General features: G+C 63.7%; 19 protein-coding genes and 1 pseudogene. 9 read left to right on the forward strand and 11 right to left on the reverse strand.

Going from position 1 to position 24,566, the window contains the following annotated elements:
* Positions 1 to 26: 26 nt before the first annotated feature.
* The 3 genes from OG735_RS00850 to OG735_RS00860 form a co-directional block, all read right to left on the reverse strand.
* The gene (locus OG735_RS00850; RefSeq protein ID WP_442812361.1) at positions 27 to 1,334 is read right to left on the reverse strand and encodes a hypothetical protein; all 1,308 of its coding nucleotides are present in this window, start codon (positions 1,332 to 1,334) and stop codon (positions 27 to 29) included.
* Between the two features lie 149 nt (positions 1,335 to 1,483).
* Positions 1,484 to 2,593 carry a hypothetical protein gene (locus OG735_RS00855; RefSeq protein ID WP_327321203.1) on the reverse strand — a complete coding sequence of 370 codons (1,110 nt, stop codon included), beginning with the start codon at positions 2,591 to 2,593 and terminating at the stop codon, positions 1,484 to 1,486.
* Between the two features lie 508 nt (positions 2,594 to 3,101).
* Positions 3,102 to 4,031 carry a LysR family transcriptional regulator gene (locus OG735_RS00860; protein ID WP_327321204.1) on the reverse strand — a complete coding sequence of 310 codons (930 nt, stop codon included), beginning with the start codon at positions 4,029 to 4,031 and terminating at the stop codon, positions 3,102 to 3,104.
* Between the two features lie 218 nt (positions 4,032 to 4,249).
* Here OG735_RS00860 and phnA point away from each other — a divergent pair, with 218 nt between their 5' ends.
* The 3 genes and pseudogenes from phnA (at position 4,250) to OG735_RS00875 (ending at position 8,198) form a co-directional block, all read left to right on the forward strand.
* Complete coding sequence (phnA, locus tag OG735_RS00865) at positions 4,250 to 5,530, forward strand: phosphonoacetate hydrolase (RefSeq protein WP_327321206.1); 1,281 nt, start codon at positions 4,250 to 4,252, stop codon at positions 5,528 to 5,530.
* 291 nt (positions 5,531 to 5,821) lie between these two features.
* A complete protein-coding gene (locus tag OG735_RS00870) occupies positions 5,822 to 6,952 on the forward strand; it encodes a TIGR03364 family FAD-dependent oxidoreductase (protein WP_327321207.1) in 1,131 nt (376 codons plus the stop codon).
* 218 nt (positions 6,953 to 7,170) lie between these two features.
* Positions 7,171 to 8,198, forward strand: a pseudogene (locus tag OG735_RS00875) (2-aminoethylphosphonate ABC transporter substrate-binding protein).
* 176 nt (positions 8,199 to 8,374) lie between these two features.
* Here the strand turns inward: OG735_RS00875 and OG735_RS00880 are convergent.
* From OG735_RS00880 to OG735_RS00890, 3 genes are all read right to left on the reverse strand, one after another.
* Entirely contained in the window at positions 8,375 to 9,052 is a 678-nt protein-coding gene (locus tag OG735_RS00880; RefSeq protein WP_327321208.1) for an adenylate kinase, read from the reverse strand.
* A 97-nt stretch (positions 9,053 to 9,149) separates the two neighbouring features.
* The gene (gene acs, locus OG735_RS00885) at positions 9,150 to 11,111 is read right to left on the reverse strand and encodes an acetate--CoA ligase (protein WP_327321209.1); all 1,962 of its coding nucleotides are present in this window, start codon (positions 11,109 to 11,111) and stop codon (positions 9,150 to 9,152) included.
* 137 nt (positions 11,112 to 11,248) lie between these two features.
* Complete coding sequence (locus tag OG735_RS00890; RefSeq protein WP_327321210.1) at positions 11,249 to 12,721, reverse strand: aldehyde dehydrogenase family protein; 1,473 nt, start codon at positions 12,719 to 12,721, stop codon at positions 11,249 to 11,251.
* A gap of 728 nt (positions 12,722 to 13,449) precedes the next feature.
* On the opposite strand from OG735_RS00890, the gene OG735_RS00895 reads away from it, so the two are divergent.
* Positions 13,450 to 13,953, forward strand: a complete 504-nt coding sequence (locus tag OG735_RS00895; protein ID WP_327321211.1) for a hypothetical protein — start codon at positions 13,450 to 13,452, stop codon at positions 13,951 to 13,953.
* Between the two features lie 394 nt (positions 13,954 to 14,347).
* Here the strand turns inward: OG735_RS00895 and OG735_RS00900 are convergent, their stop codons facing one another.
* Positions 14,348 to 14,713 (reverse strand): hypothetical protein, encoded by a 366-nt coding sequence (locus tag OG735_RS00900; RefSeq protein WP_327321212.1) that lies wholly within the window; start codon positions 14,711 to 14,713, stop codon positions 14,348 to 14,350.
* A gap of 128 nt (positions 14,714 to 14,841) precedes the next feature.
* Between OG735_RS00900 and OG735_RS00905 the strand changes: the two genes are divergently transcribed.
* The 4 genes from OG735_RS00905 (at position 14,842) to OG735_RS00920 (ending at position 17,942) form a co-directional block, all read left to right on the forward strand.
* A complete protein-coding gene (locus tag OG735_RS00905) occupies positions 14,842 to 15,201 on the forward strand; it encodes a hypothetical protein (protein ID WP_327321213.1) in 360 nt (119 codons plus the stop codon).
* Positions 15,198 to 16,154 (forward strand): hypothetical protein, encoded by a 957-nt coding sequence (locus OG735_RS00910; RefSeq protein ID WP_327321214.1) that lies wholly within the window; start codon positions 15,198 to 15,200, stop codon positions 16,152 to 16,154. The genes OG735_RS00905 and OG735_RS00910 overlap by 4 nt, the downstream gene beginning before the upstream one ends.
* A 141-nt stretch (positions 16,155 to 16,295) precedes the next feature.
* Positions 16,296 to 16,670, forward strand: coding sequence for a roadblock/LC7 domain-containing protein (locus OG735_RS00915; protein WP_327321215.1), 375 nt, complete (start codon positions 16,296 to 16,298; stop codon positions 16,668 to 16,670).
* Between the two features lie 561 nt (positions 16,671 to 17,231).
* Positions 17,232 to 17,942 carry a helix-turn-helix domain-containing protein gene (locus OG735_RS00920; RefSeq protein WP_327321216.1) on the forward strand — a complete coding sequence of 237 codons (711 nt, stop codon included), beginning with the start codon at positions 17,232 to 17,234 and terminating at the stop codon, positions 17,940 to 17,942.
* A gap of 146 nt (positions 17,943 to 18,088) precedes the next feature.
* On the opposite strand, the gene OG735_RS00925 is transcribed toward OG735_RS00920, so the two are convergent.
* On the reverse strand, positions 18,089 to 19,714 hold the full coding sequence (locus tag OG735_RS00925; protein WP_327321217.1) for an alkaline phosphatase family protein: 1,626 nt from the start codon (positions 19,712 to 19,714) through the stop codon (positions 18,089 to 18,091).
* Between the two features lie 670 nt (positions 19,715 to 20,384).
* Between OG735_RS00925 and OG735_RS00930 the strand changes: the two genes are divergently transcribed.
* A complete protein-coding gene (locus tag OG735_RS00930) occupies positions 20,385 to 20,885 on the forward strand; it encodes an alkaline phosphatase family protein (protein WP_327321218.1) in 501 nt (166 codons plus the stop codon).
* A gap of 320 nt (positions 20,886 to 21,205) precedes the next feature.
* Here the strand turns inward: OG735_RS00930 and OG735_RS00935 are convergent, their stop codons facing one another.
* From OG735_RS00935 to ccrA, 3 genes are all read right to left on the reverse strand, one after another.
* Complete coding sequence (locus OG735_RS00935; RefSeq protein WP_327321219.1) at positions 21,206 to 21,661, reverse strand: RNA polymerase sigma factor; 456 nt, start codon at positions 21,659 to 21,661, stop codon at positions 21,206 to 21,208.
* 311 nt (positions 21,662 to 21,972) lie between these two features.
* Positions 21,973 to 23,190, reverse strand: coding sequence for a phthiocerol/phthiodiolone dimycocerosyl transferase family protein (locus OG735_RS00940; protein ID WP_327321220.1), 1,218 nt, complete (start codon positions 23,188 to 23,190; stop codon positions 21,973 to 21,975).
* Positions 23,191 to 23,362: 172 nt separating this feature from the next.
* On the reverse strand, positions 23,363 to 24,547 hold the full coding sequence (gene ccrA, locus OG735_RS00945) for a crotonyl-CoA carboxylase/reductase (protein WP_327328169.1): 1,185 nt from the start codon (positions 24,545 to 24,547) through the stop codon (positions 23,363 to 23,365).
* Between the last annotated feature and the right edge of the window lie 19 nt (positions 24,548 to 24,566).

Below are 24,566 nucleotides of genomic sequence, written 5' to 3' on the forward strand. Positions count from 1 at the left end.
GCACGAGCGTGCCATCCACGAGCTCGTTAGCGCTTCCAACTCGCCACGGAACGGGATGTTTTCGTGGCGGGGTCGCGGAGCCCCTCGAAGTGTGGGGTTGTCGGCACATCCTTTTGAAACCGGTGCCGCTCATTCCTCGGTGCCTGGGACCGATGGCGCCCGCCGGCGCTGTCGCTTACTGGGGGCCGCGGCCGCCGGCGACTGCCCTGCCGACACAGTATGTAGGCAGTCGAGAGCATGACGAATGCCAGCCGCAGCAGTCCGCGCGCGGCATCGACCGCAATGAACAACGTTCCACCGTAGAGCGATGCGAGTGCTATCCAGCTCCAGCAGGGCACCAGGCATCGCTGGCCGACAGCGTCCCAGAGCAATGTTCCGAGCAGGATGGAAGCGGTGTAGTACGTGTACACGCTGGGGTCGAGCAGGATGCGAGCATTTGCGCCCAGGAGCACGACGGCCGGCCAGCGACCGCGCCATACGGCGAGAGCGCCCAGCACGAGCCCGAGGGCGAACTGCGCCGGCCGGTCCCACCAAGGCGTGGCCTCGTCCGAAATGCCCAACCAGCGCAGCGAGGAGGCGGAATCGTTGGGGATGGTGAATTGGGCCGCTGAGAGGGACCCTGGGTTGCTGAGGTAGAAGGGCAGCCAGGCCACGGCGACCAGCCCAAAGAACCAGGTCAACGAACGTTTCCAGAAGGATCGCGGTAGCGACATGATCAGCGGGAGGAACCCGGCGGCCCACGGCTTTGAGTCGACCGCCAATGCGAGGAAGACGCCGACCGCGTCAGATCTGTTCCGTACAAGTGCATGGACAGCCAGGGTTGTGAAGAAGAGCGCCAGAACGTCGTCGAGGTGGGCGAACCGAACGGAGACCTCGACCCACATAGGGATGAAAGCCAAGCCGGATACGAGGATGCGCTGCTGCAACCGGCGGTGGTTTGTCCCCGTGCCCCGATGATGCAATCCGGCAGTCCTGCCGACCAGGACGAGCATCACCAGGCCCAGGCCCGACATTGTCAACTGCGCCAGAAACTGCGCGATATGATCCGGGAAGGGTGAAAAGAGCCTGGCCACCAGCAGACTTACAGGGCCGATCTGCAGCTCCGGGTGGTGTTGGTAGAGATTGAGCCCCCCGCTTGATCCTCCGCCGAAAAGCAGCTGCTCACCTTGGCGAAGATAGTGCCATGAGACGCCCCCGGCAGGCTGCACGACCACGAACCACAGGCCGGTCCAACCCGCCAGCAGAGCGTGGTGCCAGCGGAACGGAAGCCGGGCAGGGCGACGCTGGCGCGGTTCGTAGTCGGTGGCGTTCCTGATCCTGTTCACATCACACACCGCTGCCTCCTCTCGTCACCCGACGCGCCAGCACTCTGCTCCGCAATGGGTATGAGGGTGCCTCGCGGCTCGAGGTTGCTTCCAGGAGGCGGTAGGGGCCGTCTCCCGTAAAGGGCCTCAGGCTTCCCGGACGAGTAGCCGAGCTGGGGTCAGAGGGGGTAAGTAAGCCCGTTTCGCTGCGCGATGGCACGGTCGCTGGAGGCGCTGCCGGGAAAGGCGGACCGCTTCGCTCGGAGGAAGTCCTGGAAGCTCACAAAGGGCGCGCCTGCCTTGCTCATCACGTCAAGAGTCCTGGTCCAACCGCCATCGGCAGCCCACATGTCGAGGAGGCTCACTCCCACCCGGTCCTGGACTTTGTCGCCGACGTCCCATCTATCGCGGTCTTTGTCCAACTCGTGGACGGTGCCGTTGCCCCAGACGTAGTTTCTGTCGCCCAGTACGTAGGCGGCCACAGCGTCTGCGAAGCCTTCGTTCCACGCGCAGGTAAGCCCATTCGCTTCGCCGAATTGGTGACCCCCGCTGCCATCCTTTCCCTTACAGTCGCTCGGCGGTGTCCCACCCAGGAGTGCGTTCATGAAGAAGTGCCCTGCTTCATGCAGTGCCGTATGTTTGGACGTGCCATCCGGCTCTTTGAGGTGGACGAGTCCCGTCGTGGGCACGAACCAGGCTCCTTCTGTACTCGGCCAGACGACTTTGAGCTGTCCGCAGCCATAAGGTTGTTGGCGTATCGTCCAGCATGCGGTGCCGCTGCTGCGTCTTGCATACAGGTCGTTGAGGGTGTCGAGCATTTTGAAGGCTCGGCCGACCAGCTGATTTTCCTGCGTATCGCGCACCAGGACGTCGCCGAGATTCTGGCTGCTGCTACCGAGACTTCCGGAGTCGAATGTGTACTGCCGCTGCGCGCCGAGCTGGAGGATCTGCGAGTAGGCAGTTGAGCTGGCGAACACGACCCTAAGATTATTCTTCCTGATGCTCGACGTGTGGCACGCGTTGAACGAACCGTTGTCAGCCGTAAAACCCCCCGCGAGTTCCTCCTTGTCACTGAAAAGCTTCCAGGAGGCGCCGCGGACCGTACTCCTCCGTTGCGCGTTGCCGACCTCCGCTTCTCTGGCTTCTGCCTTCAGTGTGCCGTTGATGCAGATCCGCGGATCAGCCGCATTCGCCTCATGCATCAGCAGGGGGGTGGCAACCGACGCCGTCAGGGCGCACGTTACGACGGCGACGATCTTCTTCTTCGGACGCTGGGTCTTGTGCTTCACGAGAAACGTACCTTTCACGGTGATACAGCTCTGCTGGAGGCGGACCCCACCCATCCGGGCCGCCAGGCGCCACGCCATGGGCATGGCATGGCTCAGTCCACTGTGACATGTCACATATCTAAGTTCAGCATCACCGAACGCGTGGAAGTTCTCAAGTGTTTGGGTGAACATTCCATGGCGGCCAGGCACAGATGGCGCCGAAGCCGTGAACGCTGACCGCGTTCGAGCAGCGGAGAACCTGAAGCAGTGGAATGATCACGCAGTGACTGGTGTGATCACGGCGTCGGAGCCCTCCTGGATAGCCCCATTCAGGGGCTGACCCCGCGTCAGTTCGACAAGCTGATCACAGCGTTGCGGCGCTAGGTGTAGGTCCGGTGGGCAAGGGGGCCGACCGTGCGGTCCAGGGGAACAGGCAGCCCCCGCACGCCTCCTGCTGTGAGGCTTTCGGGGCGCACCTGAATGCCGAGAGGGACCACGTCAAAGCCAGCCCAACACGACGGCGGACTATTTACCGTGAGCCCGACGCGCGAGACAAGGCGTCACCAGGCCAGACGCCCCGCTCGCGAAGAAGGTCGACAAACGCCTTCTCTGCGGCCGAGGACAGTCGGTCACGTCTCCGCACAAGACTGATTGCTCGCGGCGCCGGCGGCTCGGTCAATTCCAGCAACGCCAAGGTACCGAAGCGGATCTCGTCTACTACCGCGTGCTCAGAGATGAGGGAGATCCCAAGGCCGGCCACCACGCACCGCTTCAGCGCCTCCGGTCCCCACGCGTCACATTGCGAGGCTGGGGCGATACCCCAGGCATGCAAGGCCCTTTCCTGGAGCTCGCGGGTCTGGGAGCCCGGCTCGCGCAGCACTATCAGCTCCCCGGCCAGCTGATCGGGGCTGATCGGCCCTTTGCGCGCCAGCCGGTGGCCAGGGGGAGCGATGACGACCATCCGCTCCTCCAGCACATGCTCTGCCATCAGACGCGGCTCGCGAGGCACCCCCGCAACCACGGCGACGCCGATGGCCCCCTTCAGCAGTTGTTCCTGAACGGCTTCATTGTTCCCGACGAAGAGGTGGCCATCGATTCCGGGATGGAGGGAGCGGAAGCGGGCCATCAGCTCCGGCAACAGGTACGTACCCACAGACGTGGAGCCTCCCACCACCAAACGACCCGTGGTGAGTCCGCTCAACTGCTGGACTGCGGCCACAGCCTCTTCGGCGAGCAGGAAGACCCGCTTGCCGTAGGCATCCAGCAGTTCTCCCTCGGGGGTGGGCCGAACCCGCGCTCCGGAGCGATCGATCAAGGTGGTCCGGAGCGACTCCTCCAGCCTCCTCACCTGATTGGAGACGGAGGGCTGGCTCATGTACAGCTTCTGCGCGGCAGCGGAGAAGCCATGGTGCTCCACCACCTGCATAAAGATCCACAGCCGGTGCAAGTCGAGTGCCACGTATCCCGGCCCTTCTGAGCCATTGATTCTAACGCTGTCGGTCAAATTACCGTACAGCGTTCATCTCATCCAACACCTGTTCAGAAACCGTAAACCACACACTTGCTATAGCCCCCATAGCCCGACTGCGGGTTCCCTCTCAATTTCGCCAACTGCTAGTCATTTCCTTAGGAAAGTCGGCCACGCGGCCACCCCAGACACACAGACCAGGGATTTAGATGTCGAGCAAGCAAAAGAACGGCGTTAGGTACGACCGTGTCGAAGTCAACAGTCGTACCTACCCGTGGCCCACGAGCCCGGTTGTAGTGATCTGCGTGGACGGCAGCGAGCCTGCTTACCACGAACGAGCCATCGCGGACGGCCGCATGCCGTTCCTGGAGCAGATGCTGGAGCGGGGAAGCGATCTCCGGGCGGATTGTGTGATGCCCTCCTTCACCAATCCGAACAATCTTTCGATCGCTACGGGCGTTCCGCCGGCCGTGCACGGCATCTGCGGCAACTACTTCTACGATGCCGATGCCGACGCCGAGGTCATGATGAACGACCCCGAGCTGCTGCGCGCCCCGACACTGTTCTCGGAGTTCTCAGCCCGAGGCGCGTCGGTCACAGTGATCACCGCCAAGGACAAGCTCCGCAGGCTCCTCGGCCGCGGTCTCAAGGGGATCTGCTTCTCGGCAGAGAAGTCCGATCAGCTCACTGTCGAGGACCACGGCATCGACAAGGTGCTGGAGCGCGTGGGCATGGACCTGCCATCGGTCTACAGCGCAGAGCTGAGCGAACTTGTCCTCGCTGCCGGGGTCGACGTGCTGGAACGCGACCGGCCGGAGCTGATGTACCTGTCCCTGACTGATTACATCCAGCACAAGCACGCGCCCGGCTCCAAGACCGCGAACGACTTCTACGCCATGATGGACGGCTACCTCGCCCAACTCGACGCTCTCGGCGCGGTCGTCGTCGTCACCGCGGACCACGGCATGAACGCCAAGAGCGCCGCGGACGGCTCCCCACAGGTGATCTTCCTTCAGACGGTCCTCGACGGCCTCACCGCAGGCCCGCTCGGCACCTCCACGTCACGGGTGGTCCTGCCCATCACGGACCCCTACACAGTGCACCACGGGGCCCTTGGTTCCTATGCGACCCTCCACCTCCCCAAGGGCACCGACGTCGACGGGGTGGCTGCCGAGCTGCGAACCCTGGACGGTATCGAAGAAGTGATCGGCAGAGAGGACGCGTGCCGCCGGTTCGAGCTGCCGGCCGACCGCATCGGCGAGCTGGTCGTCATCGCGGAACGCAATACAGCTCTCGGCACGAGCCCGGACCGCCACGACGTGTCCGGTTTCACCGAGCCCCTCCGCTCTCATGGCGGGCTTACCGAACAGCGAGTGCCCTTCCTCGTAAACCGCAAGATCACAGAACTGCCTGCAGGCCACCGGTTGCGCAACTTCGACGCCTACTGGGTGGCCACCGCTCTCGCGTCCGGCCAGCAGCCGCCGAACTGAGCTCAACCGGTCTGGGCTCCCGCCACACCTCGCAAGGCGCAAGCACAGCCGCAGGCGTGGTCAAGGGCTGCGGATCGATCGACGCGATCCTGGGCGGGTCTCCTGCCTGGTCTGCTGTCCGGCACGGTCCTCTTCTATGGATTCGCGGGTGCCGCACTTGTGGCGGCACTCCTCCTGCTCGCGCGCTGGAACGAGGTTGCCGTCAGCGCGTGACCCCCTAGCCGCCGCTCCGTGCGTCGCTCACCGGACGGCGCGCGGAGCGGCTCACCAACGTCCCGGAATGAGGTAGCCATGCCCGACAACCACGTCGACACCGCCGTCATCGGCGGCGGCATCGTCGGACTCGCACACGCACTCGCGGCAGCCAAACGTGGCGACCGTGTCGTCCTCTTCGAACGCGACGACTACTCCGTCGGTGCATCCATCAGAAACTTCGGCCTCATCTGGCCGGTCGGTCAGAGGCCCGGCAATGTCTACGCGCGCGCTCTGAAGAGCCGGGAGATCTGGCTCGATGTGGCGGCGGAGAGCCACATGTGGTGTCGGGACGTCGGGTCCCTGCATCTGGCTCACCACCCGGACGAGGAAGCCGTGCTGGAGGAGTTTCTCTCCACCACTCCGGCCGCCGTCGAGCAGGGTTGCCGCATGGTGACGCCCACGGAGGCGGCCAAGCGAAGCGCCGCAGTCCGCACCGATGGCTTGCGCTCGGCATTGTGGAGCCCCACCGAGCTCAATGTGGACCCGCGCCAGGCGATCCCGAGCGTCGCATACCACCTGATCGCAAAATACGACGCCGACATCCGCTTCGGCACCACTGTCCGCAACATCTCACTGCCTCGCGTCGAGACCACGGACGGTGTCTGGCATGCGGAGCGGGTGTTCGTCTGCAGCGGCAACGACTTCGAAACGCTCTACCCGGATACCTTCGCAGCCGCGTCAATCGTCCGCTGCAAGCTCCAGATGATGCGCACCGCTCGCCAGCCGGACGCCTGGCAATTGGGAGCAACGCTGTGCGGCGGCCTCACACTCTTGCACTACGACGCCTTCAAGCACTGCACATCGCTCAGCACCCTCAACGACCGGATGCTCGAGGAACTTCCTTTCTGCCGAGAGAACGGCATCCACGTCCTCCTGTCGCAGACCGCCGACGGTGCGCTCACCATCGGCGACAGCCACCACTACGCCAAGACCCACCACCCGTTCGAGGACGAACGGGTCAACGCGGCCATCATGCAATATCTGCGGACGTTTGCTGAGGCCCCCGACTTCGAGATAGCCGAACGCTGGACGGGTATCTATCCGTCGGTCCCAGGAGCAACGGAACTGGTGGTCCAGCCAGAACCGGGCGTCACCGTCGTCAATGGCCTCGGAGGAGCAGGTATGACACTGTCCTTCGGGCTCGCAGAGGAAAACCTCAGCACGTAGACGGCAGCGCTGGTTGGGCCCGCTTCCCTGCCCAACCAGCATCACATCAAGGCCCCGACCCGGGCGCGGGGCTCTGTCCTGCCGGGTAGATGGCGCTCTCCGGGGCAGTTCACCACAGCTGTCGTCCTGATGGCCACGACACTGCTCGTCCTGCTCGCTGTATGCGCGGATATCCAGTACGTGTACCAAGACTTGTGCTTCTGGGAGAGCTCATCGTCATGCACAACAGCCACCTCAAGCCGATTGCCGCCGTCGTCGGTAGCCTCGTGCTCGCCGTCTCCCTCACCGCCTGCGGCGGCACGTCCCCTGCGTCCGACGAGAAGGTCGTCACCGTCTACAGCGCCGCTGGGCTCAAGGGCGAGAACGGCGACGGCTGGTACGACAAGGTCTTCAAGGACTTCGAGAAGGAGACCGGCATCAAGGTCAAGTACATGGAGGGCGGCTCCGGCGAGATGGTGCAGCGCGCCGTCCGCGAGAAGTCCAATACGACGGCCGACGTCATCATCACCCTCCCGCCCTTCACCAGCAGGCCGACTCCAGCCTGCTCCAGTCGTACGTGACCCAGGGCCCCGAGCAGGTCAACGGCGACGGCAAATGGACCTCGGTCGTCATCAACTACTTCTGCTTCATATATAACACGCAGGAGCTGAAGACTGCGCCCACCACCTGGGAGCAACTCCTGGACGCGCGGTACAAGGGCAAGCTCCAGTACTCCACGCCGGGCATCACAGGCGACGGGACCGCCGTCGTCATCAAGGCCATGCACGACTTCGGCGGCAAGGAGCCGGCGATGGCCTATCTGAGGAAGCTCCAGGCCAACAACGTCGGCCCGTCGTCCTCCATTTCCAAGCTCGCGCCCATGGTCGACAAGGGCGAGATCCTGGTCGCCAACGGCGATGTGCAGATGAACTACGCGCAGTCCAAGTCCAGGCCGAACCTGGGCATCTGGTTCCCGGCCAGGGAGGGCGGCAAGCCCACCACCTTCGCGCTGCCGTACGCAGCGGGTCTCCTCGCCAAGGCCCCGCACACCGAGAACGGCAAGAAGCTGCTCGACTTCATGCTCAGCGAGAAGGCCCAGCAGCAGGTCAGTTCGGTCGGCGGCGGCTTCCCCGCCCGCAGCGGCGCCGACAACACCACAGTCGGCCAGCTGCTGAACGGCGTTGAATTCTTCGAGCCGGACTGGGAAGACGTCGATGAGAACCTCTCTTCCTATGTCGAAGCGTGGAAGGACGCAACTGAAAACTGAGTCGTCCTGACTGCCGACAGTCGCTTGCCGTCGTGGGGCGAAGCCTCGTCGCGCAATGGCCCGAAGCACGGCTCCGTCAACTGCGCGCACCCCGCTGTGGGTGGTGCCGCAACAGTCAGCGGCACCACCCACAGCGGAGATGAGGAATTCGGTTTCACATACCCCGCGACACGCCGTTACGAGAGAGCCTCTGAGGCGGCCTGCAGTGACCGGCCGTACAAGCCATCCACCACCTGCCGACGGACCTCCTCCACCCCCAGGGTTGCATCAATCCTGATCAGAATTCCTCCAATTGCATATCGATGAACCAACGGCGCAGTCATGTGCGAGTATGCGACAAGACGTCGGCGCACTATCTCCTCGCGGTCGTCCTTCCTCTGGCTCAGAGCGTTGCCACAATCGTCGCATCGTCCAGGAACCCGAGGCGGCGAGAACGTGACATGGCTGATGAGGCCACAGGCCTCGCAGTTTCTACGACCGGTGAGGCGTGCCAGGATTACTTCATCGGGAACTTCCAAGAAGACTGCCGCATCCAGTGGAGACTCATCCTCCGCGAGGAAGTCGTCGAGCAGCTGTGCCTGGCTGACCGTTCGCGGAAACCCATCGAGCAAGAAGCCCGACGCAGCGTCCGGTTCCCGGATCCGGTCAGCCATCATCGCGGTCGTCAGCTCGTCAGGGACAAGGTCTCCTGACTCAATGAAGGCCCCGGCCTTCTGTCCCAGCGGCGTTCCGCGTTCCACATGCATGCGAAACAGATCTCCACTGGAGATCGCTGGTATCGACAGGTCCCGGGCAAGGAAGCGTGCTTGGGTGCCCTTCCCCGCTCCGGGAGGCCCGATCAGGACTATACGCATGGACTCGCTCCAAACAGATGGTGTGTCGCCTCTATGACATGCCGGCGGCGCCAGGTCGCCGTTGACCATGGCGCCGCGAGGGCACGGAGGGCTTCTCTCAGCTCTTGTTGTTCGCGGTTGGGAGCCCATCCTTGATGAGGTGCATCACCGCGGGGTCGGTCAGAGTGGTGACATCCCCCAACTCACGGTTCTCAGCCACGTCTCGAAGGAGCCTGCGCATGATCTTCCCGGAACGGGTCTTGGGCAGTTCCGGCACGCACAGGACCCGCTGAGGCTTGGCAATCGGACCGAGTGTCCGCGCGACATGAGCGCGCAACTCCCCTGCCAGTGGCCCGTCTTCGGGCACTCCGCCGCGCATGATGACGAACGCGACTATGGCCTGTCCGGTGGTGGCATCAGCGACACCGACGACCGCCGCTTCGGCCACCTGCGGATGGGACACGAGCGCCGACTCGACCTCCGCGGTCGAGATGTTGTGACCCGACACCAGCATCACGTCGTCCACCCGGCCCATCAGCCAGATGTCGCCGTCCTCGTCCTTCTTCGCTCCGTCGCCGGCGAAGTACCGGTTCCCGAATCGCTTCCAGTACGTGTCGATGTAACGCTGATCGTCGCCCCAGATGGTTCGGAGCATCGCGGGCCAGGGCCGTTCCAGTACGAGGTAGCCGCCAACACCGTCCGGCGCTTCGTTTCCGCCGTCGTCCACCACGGTGGCCGAGATGCCCGGCAGAGGCGTCTGGGCGGCCCCGGGTTTGGTGACCGTGACGCCCGGCAGAGGGCTGATCATCATTGCGCCGGTTTCCGTCTGCCACCAGGTGTCCACGATCGGGCAGCGCCCGCCACCGATGTGCTCCCAATACCAGATCCACGCCTCTGGATTGATCGGTTCGCCGACAGACCCCAGCACACGGAGTGAGGTGAGGTCGTAATCGGCGGGGATGTGCTCACCCCACTTCATGAAGGTACGAATCGCGGTAGGGGCGGTGTAGAGGAGTGACACCCCGTATTTGGCGATGATCTCCCAGAAGCGGCCCCGATGTGGTGCGTCCGGGGTGCCTTCGTACATGACTTGGGTTGCGCCGTTGGCCAAGGGCCCGTAGACGATGTACGAGTGCCCGGTGATCCACCCCACGTCCGCGGTGCACCAGTACACGTCGGTCTCCGGTTTGAGATCGAAGACGGCGTGGTGGGTGTAAGCGGCCTGGGTGAGGTATCCCCCCGACGTATGCAGGATGCCTTTCGGTTTCCCGGTGGTTCCGGAGGTGTACAGGATGAAGAGCGGGTGTTCGGCGCCGAATGCGACGGGCGTGTGGTCCTCGGGCTGCCCCGCCAGCGCTTCGTGCCACCACTCATCGCGGCCATCCTTCATGGCAACGTCCTGTCCGGTACGACGGACCACCAGAACATGACGGACGTGCCCCACACCATCAAGCGTGAGTGCCTGGTCCACGGTGGGCTTGAGGGCCAGCTGCTTGCCGCGGCGATAGCCGCCGTCGGCGGTGATGACGACCTGGGCACCTGCGTCGGCGATCCGGGCCGCCAGGGCGTCGGCGGAGAATCCACCGAACACCACCGAGTGCGGCGCGCCGATGCGGGCGCAAGCCAGCATTGCCACCGCCGCCTCGGGAATCATCGGCAGGTAGATGGCCACCCGATCGCCGGCGTGAACCCCCAGTGCTGTCAGGGCATGTGCTGCCTGCGCCACATCACGCTGAAGCTCGGCGTAGGTGATGGCTCTGCTGTCTCCCGGCTCACCCTCGAAGTGAATCGCCACCCGGTCCCCCAGGCCGGCTTCCACATGCCGGTCGACACAGTTGTACGCGACGTTCAGCTCTCCGTCGGCGAACCACTTGGCGAACGGCGGACTGGACCAGTCCAAGGTCTGTATCGGTTCACGGCTCCAGGTGAGCCTGCTTGCCTGGTTCTTCCAGAAGCGGAGCTCGTCGGCATTCGCCTGGGCGTAGGTGTGCGCAGTGACGTTGGCGCCGTCGGCAATCTCGGCGTTTGGAGCGAATCTCCGCTCCTCCTTCAACAGATTGGCCACGTTTTCGTTGCTCAAGGCCGCTCCTCAGTGCGGTGATGGGGCATCATGACGAGAGATCGACGGGCAAAGCCGGCCGCAGCGCGCGCTAAGGCGTCCCCGTCCGTCACACGGGCTGGTTGTCTGATCCCGGCGTTCATTGCGTCGCGGCCGGCTCAAAAGGCGATACAGGCGGACCGCCACTCGGTGTAGAAGTCCCACACCTGCGGGGAGCACTCCGGCGGTCCGTACTGCGACGCCTTTGTACCGACATGCGGCAGGTGGGCGTAGGCACCGACCCCCGGACGGTTGATGTGCAGCATTCCGGCCTCAAGGCGTTCCATGGCCTCGAAGGCCCGGGACTGAGACGCGGTGAAAACAGTGCCGGACATGCCATAACGTACGGAGTTGGCGATCCGCAGCGCGTCGTCGAAGCCGTCGGACTCGACCACACTGAGTACGGGACCGAAAATTTCTTCCTGCGCCAGTTCGCTGTCCCATGCCACGTCGCCGACGATGGTCGGCGCCACATAGCAACCGTCGGGCAGCCCGTCGGTGACCCGATGTCCTCCCGTGAGAACCTTGGCGCCGCTCTCTTGCGCCGTGGCGACAGCCTCCAGGCAGGCATTCATCCGGTCCGTATTGACCACCGGGCAGACCTGGGACGTCGGGTCAATGCCCGGTCCCACGCGGAGTGCCGCGACACGCGGGACGAGCAGGCTCAGAAACTCGTCCTTCACCTGGCGATCGACCACGACACGGCTGGTGGCACTGCATCGCTGCCCTGCCTGACCAAATGCACCCTTTATTACGGCATCAACCGCTTTTTCAAGATCGGCGTCATCCAGGACAAGCACCGCGTTCTTGCCCCCCAACTCGAGCTGTGTACGCAGCAGTCGATGCGCCCCTCCCTTATGGATGGCGGCCCCCACGCCAGGCGAGCCGGTAAAGCTAATCCCGGCAACGGAGGGATTGGCCACCAGCGCCTCCCCGGCCGCAGCATCGCCCTGGACGAGGTTCAGCACTCCGGCCGGAACTCCGGCATCGTGGAAGAGCTCGATGAGCAGGGCGGCTGTGAGCGGCGTAAATGGCGACGGCTTCAGTACGGCCGTGCAGCCCGAGAGAAGGGCCGGTGCCACCTTCCACATGGGGATCGCGAAAGGGAAGTTCCACGGTGATACCAACCCGACGACCCCGATGGGCCGACGAAATGTGAGAGCCCATGTCCGCTCTTCCTCGGCCGGGGTGGTTGTGCCGTTGATCCTCCTGGCCTCCCCTGCCGTGAACTCGAGGATCGCAGCGCCTCTTTCCACCTCACCACGGGATTCGGTCAGCAGCTTTCCCTGTTCCCGAGTAATCGCTCGGGCAATGCCCTCGGCCCGTTCCTCAAGCAGCCGACCCGCCTCTGTGAGGAAGCGGGCACGGCGTATCGGGCCCATCGCCTGCCACTCGGACTGTGCCGCCACCGCCGCGTCCACCGCGCGGTCTGCGTCGGCGCCCCCGGACTCGACAAAGTCTCCGAGATCGTCTGCCGAGTCAGCAGGGTTGATATTCCGGCGAGTCTGCCTGCTCTCGGCGGGCAGCCATTCGCCATTGACGTAGTTGTGCCGGTGCCGCAGGTCGATGAAATCGAGTTCATGTGATGACATCTTTCTAACCCTTCTGCGCAGTTGGGCACAACTTTTACTAAGGTTCAGCGATACCGCAATGGATACTGTGGTAGCACCGGCAAATGCCACGCATAGCCGCCTCCTATGGACCGCCGCCTCAGGTCTCACCGGCTCTCCGGTGGATGGAAGTAGCACCGCCGGTGGGTGACAGCCACTCCGCGTTGGGCCACATTCTCAGGGTCACGGTCTCGGAGTCACCGCGCCCTGGCATCGCTGTCGCTGTCGGGTGACGGGTGACGGGGCTGACTCATAGCCGTTCGATGCACCCGAAGGCAACCCACGCCTCGCCTATGGCAGCCATAACTCGTCTACCGCCCACTGGATTCTGGCCAGACGACAAACGCCATTACGATTCAGATGACGTGATGAGAGCGTGACAGCTCAGACACTGCGCGACCGGGAGATACCCGTGGCTCGACCTGTCCCCAACCCGCCTTCATGCAAGCGCTCGCACAACGCGGCAACGTCTGCCACGGTGCAGCGGATGTCAGCGGGCAAGCCGGCCCGACGAGCCCCTCTTTCCCGCGCGCTCCCGTACGACACCGGCCCCAGCCTACGAGGCGCCTCAGTCGCGCCGGCAAGCCCGCACATGCAGTCGACCGGAAGCCCCCCTTGATTCAGCAATCGGCCGCCCCCCGCACGCAGCACTGCAGGGACGGGGCCCTGCCGCGACACCGCACCGGATCCCCGACAGGAGCGCCAAACCCATGACCGCTTCCCAGAATCCGCCCGCTCCGATGACGGCACTGCGCCGCTTCACGTCGTGCTTCTTCGCCAGGGTTCACGCAGAAGCAGAGGTCGAGCGGGCAGAAACTGAGCGTGCCGAAAGCGAGAGGAACCGCCGGGACCGACTTCAGGCCGTGGAGTATGCGGTTGCCGCACTCACCGATTTCCCCGCGACCCTCGCCCTGACCATGGATGGCTCTGCCTTCTCCGGGTATCCCTCCGTCGTGGACGGGACCGGACGTCGGCTTGCACAGAGCGCCGTGGCTCTCCTGGGCGAAGGAGTCTGGCTCCACCACACCCGATCCCTGTCCGGGGGCCCGCTGGCCTCAGACAGGGACGAAATGGCTCTTGTGGTCCCAGATCCCGCACAGGGGTACCGGCTGCTTCCTGTCCAGGACGATGCCACCCTGGCCGACGGCCTCGTCCGGCTCGGCCTCCACAGCGGCCACCACTGCAACCAGGTGCACATCCCCCACCAACGCTGACGTCCAGGTCTCGAGTCCGGAAAGCGGCAGACCCAGTATTCACAGCTTGGTGATCGAATGCGCTGTCTCCGGCATTTCACTGACACCGCACCCACAGCCGGACACGCCTGTAAATCAATATAGCGGCTGGAGAAATGAGGGCATACCACACACACTCATCAGTCACGCGACCCGGCAGACACGTGGAACTCCAGCCGCTATTCTGATTCCCTCTACCTCCCATAGCCGTGACGCCGGAAGTCCGTAACGTATCGGAAGCCCGTAGGTCTCAGCCGAGGCCGATGAGCAGTGCACACACTGAGACTCTCCTGTTTTTGAATGCACCGGTCATCGCTTGCACCGCCCACCAAGACCTGTGCTGAGCACGGGCAACGAACACCCTTCAGGGATCTCGCTAGAACGCGATGATCGACTCGACACGCCGCAGGCTGTGCCGGGCCAGAGCGAGATTCGCGCGCGCCCTGTCCAGCGCGAGATAGAGGAAGAGAGACCCATGCGACCCGGGCACCAGGCGGATCAGGTGGTACTGGCGACTCAGGGTGATGAGGATGTCCTCGATGGAGTCATCGATCTTGAGGGCTGCCATCGTCCGGACCTTGGCTCGGACGACATCCGTGTTACCGGCGGCTGCCACGTCAATATCGAAATCCCTCCCGCCGCCCGACGACCCCAGCGTCATTCCACTCTCGAAGTCGACGAGCGCTGCGGCCAGCGCGCCGTCGATAGCCATAGCCTCTTTCAGAGCCTTGTCAATATCCATGTCCATACTTTCTGCGAATACCTTCGCCGGTGATGATGCGCTTCCAGGGCGATTATCTCTCCTCGCCCCCTGGCGCCTGACCAGGAGTATTAAGGTCTCTACTGGAAAGCGCAACGTGAAGGGGCCAAGTGAACACGCTCGATGCATTGATGACTGCCGCGCTGAGTGTGCGCGGGGTATTGGCGGTCTCTCTTGTCGACGGGGTCACAGGACTTACCTACGCCGAGGTGGGCGACTGCACGGTCCTCGAAGACGGACGTCAGCTCAGCTGCCCTATCTCTCTCGTCGTGGACAACTTGCTCCAAGCCGGCGCCGAGGGAGACGCGGAGGACTTTTTGATCACAAGCACGCTCTACTACCGAGTCACCATCGTTGTGCCGAGCGCCGGCGGCGAGCTTCTGCTCTCCGCCGTGCTGAGCCGCAAGGAGAGCAATCTCGCGCTGGCGACGAGAGAACTCATGGAACACGCCCGAGGCCGACTGTCATGAGCGGAGCAGACCCCACAGCCTCAAGGCCCGGATACCTGGATGGCACGGAACAGCCGATCATCAGCCAGCTGCTCCTCTATCTCGGCGAGAATCGCCTCAGCGGGGCATTCACCGTGTCCGGTCAACCAGGCGGGATCCTCCACCTGCGCCACGGACTTGTCACAGCGATCGACACACCGGCCGCGCCCCCGCCATTGAACATCCTGCGCACATCTCGACGCCGGCACATCCAGCGAGGCGTACACACGCCTCACGACCTCGGACTCACGACAGCAGCCTCGAAGTACGAGGTGAGCCCGGCCGAGCTTGAGACGGTCTGCCTGGCGTCCCTCTACGACAGCGCTTTCGCCATGGCGTTGAGCTCGCTGGACGGCTGGTGGCCGCAGAATCCGGCAGAGGATCCCGGCACGCAGCACCTGATGCCGTTGCGAGCGGGCGTCGAACCACGAACGCTGGTAGACGAAACCGACGCCCGAATTGCGCATATCGCACAACGATGGTGCTCGCCGACCGACTTGGCACGGATGCAAGTCCAGCCCTCATCGCGTGCAGAGGCGACTGCTGCACGTCTGACGCCCCGCCAGCGGGAGATCATCATCGCCGCCAACGGGCGGCGCACGCCGAGAGACCTCGCGTTCATCATTGGGCGCGGAGTCTACTCCGTGATGGTCGATCTGGACCGAATGCGCGAGCGTGGCCTCATCGTCTGCGTCTCCCCCGATCCCACACCCGCCGTGGTGACAGTGACGCAGCGTGTAAGGGAACCCGCGGTCACCTTGCCACCTGCGGTCCCAGAGCCGCTCCCTCACCGCCGAAGCAGTCCGCCGGCCGAAGGGACCCAGGACCATCGCAGACTTCCGGCGCCCACGATTTGGTCGGCCCTCGTGCGCAAGCTCAGGCCCGGACAAGAGCCTCCAGAGACCACAAAGGGAGCGGATGAGTCGGCTCCTTGATCTCTCCATGCCTTGCGGTTGCCGCCCTCGGTCACGACGACTCACCGACCCGCCTCAGCGAGTCTTCGATGTACTCCCGCGGTTCAGGTCACAACCCACCCAGCCAGAACGTAGCCCACCGAGAAGGAAAGCGAGGCAGCCATGGCGCCCCAGACAGCTTCACATGCAGCAATCGAATTGGCTTCATTCCGGGAGCGTGTGATCGGAATTGACGGAGCCATGCTGGCCACGGCCGACGGCTTGTGTGTGGCATCGGTTGCCCTGTCAGTACAGCCGGAGTCCATGGCCGCGCTGGGCGCGGCCTCGCTCGGTGTCGCTTGGCGTATCGCCGCGGAAGGGGGGATCGAAGGACTGCAAGAGGTGCGCGTTCATGGCAACACCGGTTTCATCTCGGTGCATCCCGTCGGACCGAACACCCTCATGGTGGTCATCGGCGACAACGGGACCGACCGGTTTGCCCTCCAACGTGAGCTGCCTCAGACGCTCGCACGGCTCGCGTCACTTCTGGAGAGGTGACAGCCTTCTGTTCGGGGGTTTTCTGTGCCTGTGGGCTCCGGATCGCCTGAGCCGCACGGGCCACCGCCGCCCGATGACGTCGAGTTGAAGAACGATGCGCAGCATCGCGGCGCTTGTTCCTGCGTACCATCCTCCCTGGTCTCCGCGAGCGGGGTACAATGTCACACGTCACAAGCTCCGGCGCTCGCACGGTTTCCGGCTCGCTTCGGCACCAACTCCCCCACCCTCACCACACCAAACACCCGCCGCCCTCACCCGAGGTGAAAGATGCACCAATCCCGTTCAGGCACACGGCTCGGGCGCTTGAACAGCCGTGCCGGCGGCATACCCCACGGATCAGGTTCAGCGTCTTCGTCGTCCCAGCCTTCCCGTTCGCCAGAAGACGAAGTTCCAACGTCGGCCGACACATTCCAGCATGGGGTGGACCGGGCAATCGTCTCCGCACTCGACCAAATACTTGGGTCACCACTTCCTGACACTGAGAAGCGGCTCGATCTCACCCGGTCAAGTAGTGCCGGGTCTTGTGCCGATCCGCTAGTTCGGCCAAGTGCGCAAGAGACGTTGCTGGCCGCCCTCACTGGCGAGCCAGAGGCACCACAGGCCGACATCGCCGAACTGGCCCGGGCAGCCGCCTGGCGTATTCCACCGACCGTACGGGCCGTGGTCACGCTGGCCCACGTGTGGGCGTCGCCATGGTCCTACCAGGACAAGGAGATCCTGGCAGCACCGATTGATGAGGAGCTTCATCTGGTGGTTCCCGAGTCGTCCGCTCACTCGAAGCCACCTCTTACACCCCGCTGCAACTGGACGGCAGCGGTGGGGCCTGCCGTCCCCGCGGCCAAGGCAGGGGTCTCACTGCGCTGGGCGCGCCGACTGCTGGACATAGTCCCGCCATCGGACAGTCCAGGTGCCCGCCTCCTCCATGTCGACGATCACCTGACGATGCTGCTGCTGCTTCAAGACCCATCCTTGGTGAACCTGTTCGTCGGGCACTGGCTCCGGCCTCTGGAGAAACTGACGCCTCGGCAGAGCGAACGAGTGGTACAGACCCTCGTCGCCTGGTGGAATGAGGGCAGTACCCGAGGCGCCGCAGCATTACTGAATGTCCATCCCCAGACCATCCGCTATCGCATGCGTCAGATCGAGAAGCTTTTCGGGTCGGCACTGCACACCCCCGAGAACCGCTTCGAGTTACAACTCGCCCTGCGCATGGTCCAACTGACCGCAGAGGTCGACCCGGATGGCGTCCCCCTTCGGCAGCCCATGCAGTGACATCGCGCCCTCGTTTTGGCCCCCCTGTGCGGTTTTGAGCCCGTTTCGCACAGATCAGTAGGCCGCCCGTCTGCGACAAGGGTGCAGACGGGCGGCCTGAACTCTGAGAGACCGCGGGAAATCCAGGAATTCTGAGTGCCCGCGTGTTAGTTGACCTGGACGTCGTCTATCGCCCAGTACCAGTCGTCCTCCGCGTCCTTGAGGCGGAACTTCACCTGGAGTGTGGAAGCATCCTCCACGTCGATCGGGATGCTCTCGATCTGGTTCAGGGTGTCGCCGTCGTAAGTCTTGATGACCTGATCGTTTCCGCCGTCGATCGAGACCAGGAGCTCGCCCACCTGAGGTGAGGTGTCCTTGTAGTGGTTGCCGAAGGTGAGGGTGACCGAGTCTTTGCCTGCCACCGAGTACGCGGGTGAGATCAGGGTCGAGTTGAAGGTCGTGGTGTCCGAAGGAGAGCCCTCGTCGTCCCATTGGTCAGGATCGGCCACTGCGATGACCCCGCGGGAACGCATGAAGTTCTGCCGGTCGTCCGCGTCATTGTCGTCGTCGCCGTCCGGGTTGGCGCTGATCGACCAGAACGGGTTGGTGGTCAGAGTCCACCCCCGCCACTCGGTTGACCCATTGTTCGGCATCTGGGAGTTGTCGACCGTCCAGCCCCCGGGCATGGTGTGCGTGAAGCCCTTGACATTCTCGGGCACGTCCGTGTCGTCGAACCTGTCGGCCAGAGACGAGTAGGCAGAGTCGAACGCATCAGCGGAACGATCCTGGATGGCCTTGCCCTCCAGTCCCCAGTCCTCATCGATCTCAACATCAAGCTGCTGGAAGACTGTGGGAACGACATCGACCGGGCGCACATCAATCGGCTCGGCTCCCTCTGCGATGCCAGGGCCCCTCGCGAGGACGAACTGGCTGCGCTCCCCGATGGTGCAGCCGCCGTGCCCTCCGTTATCGTCCTGACCGTGATCAGTGGTCACGATGACAGTCCAGCTCTCGGCGTCCTCGCGGTCGTCGATGGCGTCCAGGAGTTCTCCGATATACCCGTCGACGCGCTCGATCGCCTCCCGGTATGTCTCAAGATCGCCGTGGTGCCCTTGGAAGTCCGGCTCATCGAAATAGACGAACGAGGCATCGGGGTCTTCGTCGCTGAGCTGTTCCACAGCGGACTCTACAGAGTTCTCGTCGGCCGACAGGACGTCTGCCTCCTCCTTGCCCGCAGGCACGGGATCAGGGTCTTTGGGGTCGTAGTCCTGGAAATCCGGCTCGTCCACCTTGGAGAAGACGTCGTCCCCTTCAGGCCCGTGATCAACCCAGCTGTATGCCGCATAGGTATCGATGTCGTCGTCAAGCTCCCCTTCGAGGCGATTCAGGAAGCTCGGGTAGGCTTTCCATTCCTTGTCGCCCTCACTGGTCTCCTCGGCGAACTTGTCGGGCCACACTCCCGAGAGGTTGGTCTTCCACCCTGGGCCGGAGCTCGTGTCAGCGAGAGGATCGCAGTAAAGCAGGCTCCTCCCGTAGGTCCCCCCGGACCTCAGGCCGTCGAGGTTCGGAGTCTCCGCCACCTCGTCACCCAGCCAAGCCTCCGGACCCTCCCCACTGTCGATCGCATCCGTTCCCCAGATGCGGTCGTAGCGCAGACCGTCCACTCCGACGACGAGCACTTTGGCAGAATCGTCGTAAGCGGCGGCTGTGAAACCAAACGGTACGACTACTGTCGACAGGACGGCCACCGTGGCAATCGACGCCATGGACAGGCGACGTCTGGAAATGCGCATGCGCTCACACACCTTCACTCTTGGGCCCCGATTCCCTACCAGCAGGGAAAGAGCTCGGACTTCCTTCGACCGGAACCAGCCGTACCGGTTGCCCCACTGTTGTAGCGAAACCCGAGGAGAGCAAGATGACTCTGCGTGACGAAACCGAATAGGAGCAATAGCCGGAGCCTATAGCTCGCGCGACTCGCAGGAATGCTCACCGACCTATTGGAACAGCCTCCGTCTCATCACCGCACTGCCTTGGAAGGGCGTAGCTCTCGTACCCGCCCTGCAATCATCACGTTGGATCTACCGGCATCCAATGGACTCGGAGCCATGCCCCCTCGTACCGTTCCCGGCGCCGCGGACTGCGGAACCCCTCAGCGACCCCTAAACTCGGTGCTCCCCCACAGCCAGCTATGCCATCCATAACCAGAAGCTTGGTTGCCCACTCCTCGGCTCCGATTCATGTTCTTGGCTGTCCCGAACCCGCCGGCTGATCGTTCCGGCGGAGTTACCGGCCCCGGTGATTCACCAGTCGGTTGTTCACCAGTGCCGCATGCGCTGCAGACGTCGCAGCACAGGTTCTGCACAGAACGTCAAGGGAGTGGGCGATAAATGAATGCACCAAGAACGCGAGCAGGATTGGCCTACTACGCCATCATTGCTCTTCTCATGAGTTCATTTGTCGATGGGGCTCGGCAGTAAGGCCGAGGCCCTGGACGTTCCAATGGTTCCGGATGGGACCAGCACCGACAAAGTGCTTGTCATCGGCCTGGACGGAACACGCTACGAACGGATGCTGGACGCCGATGTGCCCAACATCAGGGACCTCATGTCGTCCGGTACCTACGGCAGCAGCCTTCTGTACTGCGAACCGGTGGGCGTCGCCAACTCCGACGCGGGGTGGTCCACGATCGCCACTGGGGTCTGGCCCAGCAAGCACGGAATCACCGGCGATACCGATGGTGGCGAACTGACGGACACGGACGGAAACTTCGATTCCTATCCGACGTTCTTCCAGCGCCTTGACGAATTGGATCCGGATCTCTCCACTTTCTCCGCGCTCGACTGGACGGACCTCGACGACCGAGGAGCAACCTTCACGCCCCCGGCATCTTCACCACCGGTGTCGATGCCAAGTATGTCCTCGATACAACGGACGAGGGTCTTGCGGAGGACTCACAGATAGCAGAGGTCGCAGAGGAGGTACTGCGGGATCAGAATCCGGATGTCTCGATCGAGAGCATCCACGTCAACGTGCCCTCCGGTGCGAATTCCCTCAAGGTGAGATTCCGCCTCAAGGACGCCGAGAACAACTGGTATTGGGTGATAGACAACGTCCAAGTGAATTGAAGCCATAGGAGGCGGCCGAGGCATCCAGAAGCTGGCGGCCGAGGGCGCCGGATCACCCCCCGATTCTGTCCACGAGGAGGGGTGGTCCGGTTCTTGCTGTCTGAAACATATCGGCACCGAGCGAGTTGCTCGGCGGGCGACGTCATTGATGCCCGGTCAGGCAGAGTCCGATGGTGTGCGCCACGCGTTCTGAAAGTTTCGCCGCGCTCGGTACAGCCGCGATCGCACGGTGCCGACCGGCAGGGAGAGACTGGCCGCCAGCTCCTGTTCACTCATGCCGTAGACGGCACGCAAGATGAGTATCTGTCGGTGCTGGTCGGACAGCCGGTCCAACACATCAGAGATATGTACGGTGTCCAACGGATTCGCGCACTGCTCCAGTTCTGGCAAACTGTCATTCGACCGCTCGCTCAGGCGCTTCGAGGTACGGACCGCCTCCCGTACGGTGACGGCACGGACCCACCCGTAGAAAGCCTTGGGTTCGCGAAGACTCTGGATGCCTCGGAAGATCGCGAGCATCGCCTCCTGCGCAGCATCCGAGCTGTTCCCATGCGCTATGCGCGAGCACAGCCCTCCGACCAGGGGGGCAATGTGCCGTAGCAGGTCGTTCATTGCATGATGATCACCGTCTTGTGCTCGAGACAGCAGGGCCAAGACGGGATAAGCGCCCCTGTCAGCCGGCTGCTCAGCCGCACCCCTTGACTCGGCCTGATCACGCAATTGCTGGGACTCGCCGCGTGCTGCCGGTCGGACAACTCGTGATGAGAGGCTCGGAGACTTCGATTGTGAAGTAATTCGGCGGGCAAAGGCTTCTGCGGTGTTTGACGTGTCAACTGCTGCCGGGTCTGCTCGCCCTACAGGTGACGCGCACAATGGCCCGACAACTGCGGGCGGTGTCGGGGGCGAACCTGCATCCCCCACCCTCATCGACCCCGGTCCTCACCGAGGAAGCCGAGCAGCGTGGTGTACACACTGCTGCTCAGATCACGAATCTGCTTGTGGCTGAAACACTCGCTGCTGTAAGGGAGTTCGATACCGAGACGGTTATTGAAGGAGACCACACATCCCATCACCGGCCCCCTCCCGGCCTCGGGGTAGTAGTGATCGCGGGCTGGTATGAGGCGCACATCGGTGATGTCCAGGGTGTTTGGCACCAACGGGTCGTCAACGGCACCCATGTTGGTCACTATCACACTGGCGGTCATGAGTCCTGGATTCCACACCAGCTCTGGCAATATACGTATTTCACGTGCGATGTCCCCGCGATCGATGGCCGATTTCAGATTGGCCGTGACCTCACGGCCCAGCTCCAGCGGATCAGTGTCCTCGGCCACGTGCAGCACGTCCAAATAGGAGGAGACGGCAGGAACCATGGCCTCTCGTTTCAGCGGCGGTGTCAGCCGGGAGCGAAGGTCCACCGGCGAGAGACACCCCAGTGACCTTGTGCCGGCCTCGCCGCCGAGCTGGCGTCGTATGGCAATGAGAAACGCCGCGCTGACGAGTCCGTGCACTGACATGTCTGCGGCTTTCGCGAGGCGCACCAGCCGCGTCGTTGGGCCTGACTCGAACAGGACGCGTTGCACCTCAACTCGCGGCCGGTGGCCCGCAATGTCCGTGCACGCTGCTTCGTACGGCAGTAATGAGACCGGGCATCGACGAACATTCTCGGTCCGACGCGCGAGGTAGTGCTCGGCCTCCTTCGCGGACCATGGCGGCAGAAGATCCGTGACCGCGGGAGGCCAGCTCTCCGCAGCGTTGCCCTTCGTGTCGCACGTTCCGTCGACGAGAGCGGAATATGTGCGCCACATTGCATGCTGCAGGGCGATTGCGCTGTGGCCGTCGGTAATGACGTGATCCAGGACGAGAACCACCTTGTGCTCGATGTCGCCTCGCAGCAGGACCGCTCGGACCAGAGGGCCGCCGATCGGCAACGAGGCGTTGAGCTCGTTGGTGAAGGCGCTCGGTCCGTTCGGCCTCACGGTCAGACGTGGCAGTTCGGTTTCACCCACGGTTTCAAGGAAGTACCCCTTGCCCTCATGCCGAACCCGGGAGCGAAGCGGGGGATGTTGGGCGACTTTTGCGGCGAACGCTGCCGCCAGCAGCTTTTCGTCGATGTCGCCGCGGACCGTGCAGGACAGCACCGCGCGACTCCGCTGAGCGAGATAGACAGTTTCCGCCGAAGTTAACATGCGGCGCATTGCGCCTGCCTCTCAGTCGATTGGCCTGGTTGGCTCGGGAAAGCGGCGACTGTTTGCAACGTGCCACCCCTCCCCCGCAGGGCGTCGCGACGGGGTGAAACATTGGGGACAGGAGTCAGGGCATTGCGTTGATGGAGATGGCCATGTTCCCCGGCGGGTGCTGGTTGTCATGCATCAGCTGGTGGGCCCTGCCTATCTCCTCGAAGCCGAAGGTCAACGAGAGGCACGGATCGACCAGGCCCTGGGCGATGAGGGTGGTGACCTCGCGGCACTGGCGCATGTTTCCCGCGTGGGAGCCCTGGAGGCGCTTCTGACGCATCCACAGGGCCCGCAGATCCACGTCACCGTTGTAGCCGGAAGTGCCACCACACACGACGACCATGCCTGCGTTGTCGCACACGTACATGGATGTGGGGACGGTGTCTGCACCGGAGTGCTCAAGGACGATCTTGGGAGCCTTTCGCTCGCCAAGGACATCCCAGAATCGGCGACCGAAGTCGCGGGCCCCCTTGAGCCAAAGGGCCATGGCTGCCTCATCGGTGATATTGGGCAGCCGCCCCCAGTGGTCGAAGTGGGTACGGTTGATGTAGCCCTTGGCACCCAGCCCGACGCAGTATTCGCCACGTCCGTCGCTGGAGACGACTGCGACAGGGACACCACCGGCCTGGCGGACCAATTGGATCGCCATGCAGCCCAGTCCGCCGGCGCCGCCCCAGATCAGGACCGGATCACCGGGGCGCACGGTGTGCGGCTCCCAGCCGAAGAGCTGGCGGTAGGCGGTGCCGGCCGTGGCCATGTAGCAGGCGGACGCGGCCCAGGACAGCCGTTCGGGCTTGGGGTGACATTGATAGTCGTCGACGACGGCGAACTGCGCGAAGGACCCGTAGTTCGTCTCGTACCCCCAGACGCTCAGGGAGGCAGAGGTGGAGGGATCGGCCCCGAGCCTGATGTCCGTCGCCCGCTCGTCCCATTGCACACCGGCCACCACGACTTCGTCGCCGAGCGCGACATCGCTTACGCCCTCACCGACCGCCCAGACAATGCCGGAGGCGTCGGAGCCGCCGATGTGGAAGTCCTCCTTGGCGCCGAGTCGATTCCTGATGGCCACGACGTCAAGCGGATGGCCCAGAGCGGCCCAGACATTGTTGTAGTTGACGCCGGCTGCCATCACCCTGATGAGAACCTGCCTGGGCCCGAGCGTGGGCACGTCCACGACTTCCGTGCGGAAGGCCCCGATGGGAGGGCCGTAGCGCTCCGGCCGAATGACTGAGGCGTACATGCGCCGGGGCACCTCGCCCATGGGGGGCGCGTCGCCGAGT

Source organism: Streptomyces sp. NBC_01210 (genome assembly GCF_036010325.1).
Taxonomy (GTDB): domain Bacteria; phylum Actinomycetota; class Actinomycetes; order Streptomycetales; family Streptomycetaceae; genus Streptomyces.

Bases quoted from the DNA above. Each gene is read 5' to 3' on its own strand.
- phnA (WP_327321206.1), top strand. From the start codon at position 4,250: ATGTCGAGCAAGCAAAAGAACGGCGTTAGGTACGACCGTGTCGAAGTC.
- OG735_RS00870 (WP_327321207.1), top strand. From the start codon at position 5,822: ATGCCCGACAACCACGTCGACACCGCCGTCATCGGCGGCGGCATCGTC.
- OG735_RS00880 (WP_327321208.1), bottom strand. From the start codon at position 9,052: ATGCGTATAGTCCTGATCGGGCCTCCCGGAGCGGGGAAGGGCACCCAA.
- OG735_RS00890 (WP_327321210.1), bottom strand. From the start codon at position 12,721: ATGTCATCACATGAACTCGATTTCATCGACCTGCGGCACCGGCACAAC.
- OG735_RS00895 (WP_327321211.1), top strand. From the start codon at position 13,450: ATGACCGCTTCCCAGAATCCGCCCGCTCCGATGACGGCACTGCGCCGC.
- OG735_RS00900 (WP_327321212.1), bottom strand. From the start codon at position 14,713: ATGGATATTGACAAGGCTCTGAAAGAGGCTATGGCTATCGACGGCGCG.
- OG735_RS00910 (WP_327321214.1), top strand. From the start codon at position 15,198: ATGAGCGGAGCAGACCCCACAGCCTCAAGGCCCGGATACCTGGATGGC.
- OG735_RS00915 (WP_327321215.1), top strand. From the start codon at position 16,296: ATGGCGCCCCAGACAGCTTCACATGCAGCAATCGAATTGGCTTCATTC.
- OG735_RS00925 (WP_327321217.1), bottom strand. From the start codon at position 19,714: ATGCGCATTTCCAGACGTCGCCTGTCCATGGCGTCGATTGCCACGGTG.
- OG735_RS00930 (WP_327321218.1), top strand. From the start codon at position 20,385: ATGGGGCTCGGCAGTAAGGCCGAGGCCCTGGACGTTCCAATGGTTCCG.
- OG735_RS00935 (WP_327321219.1), bottom strand. From the start codon at position 21,661: ATGAACGACCTGCTACGGCACATTGCCCCCCTGGTCGGAGGGCTGTGC.
- ccrA (WP_327328169.1), bottom strand. From the start codon at position 24,547: ATGGGCGAGGTGCCCCGGCGCATGTACGCCTCAGTCATTCGGCCGGAG.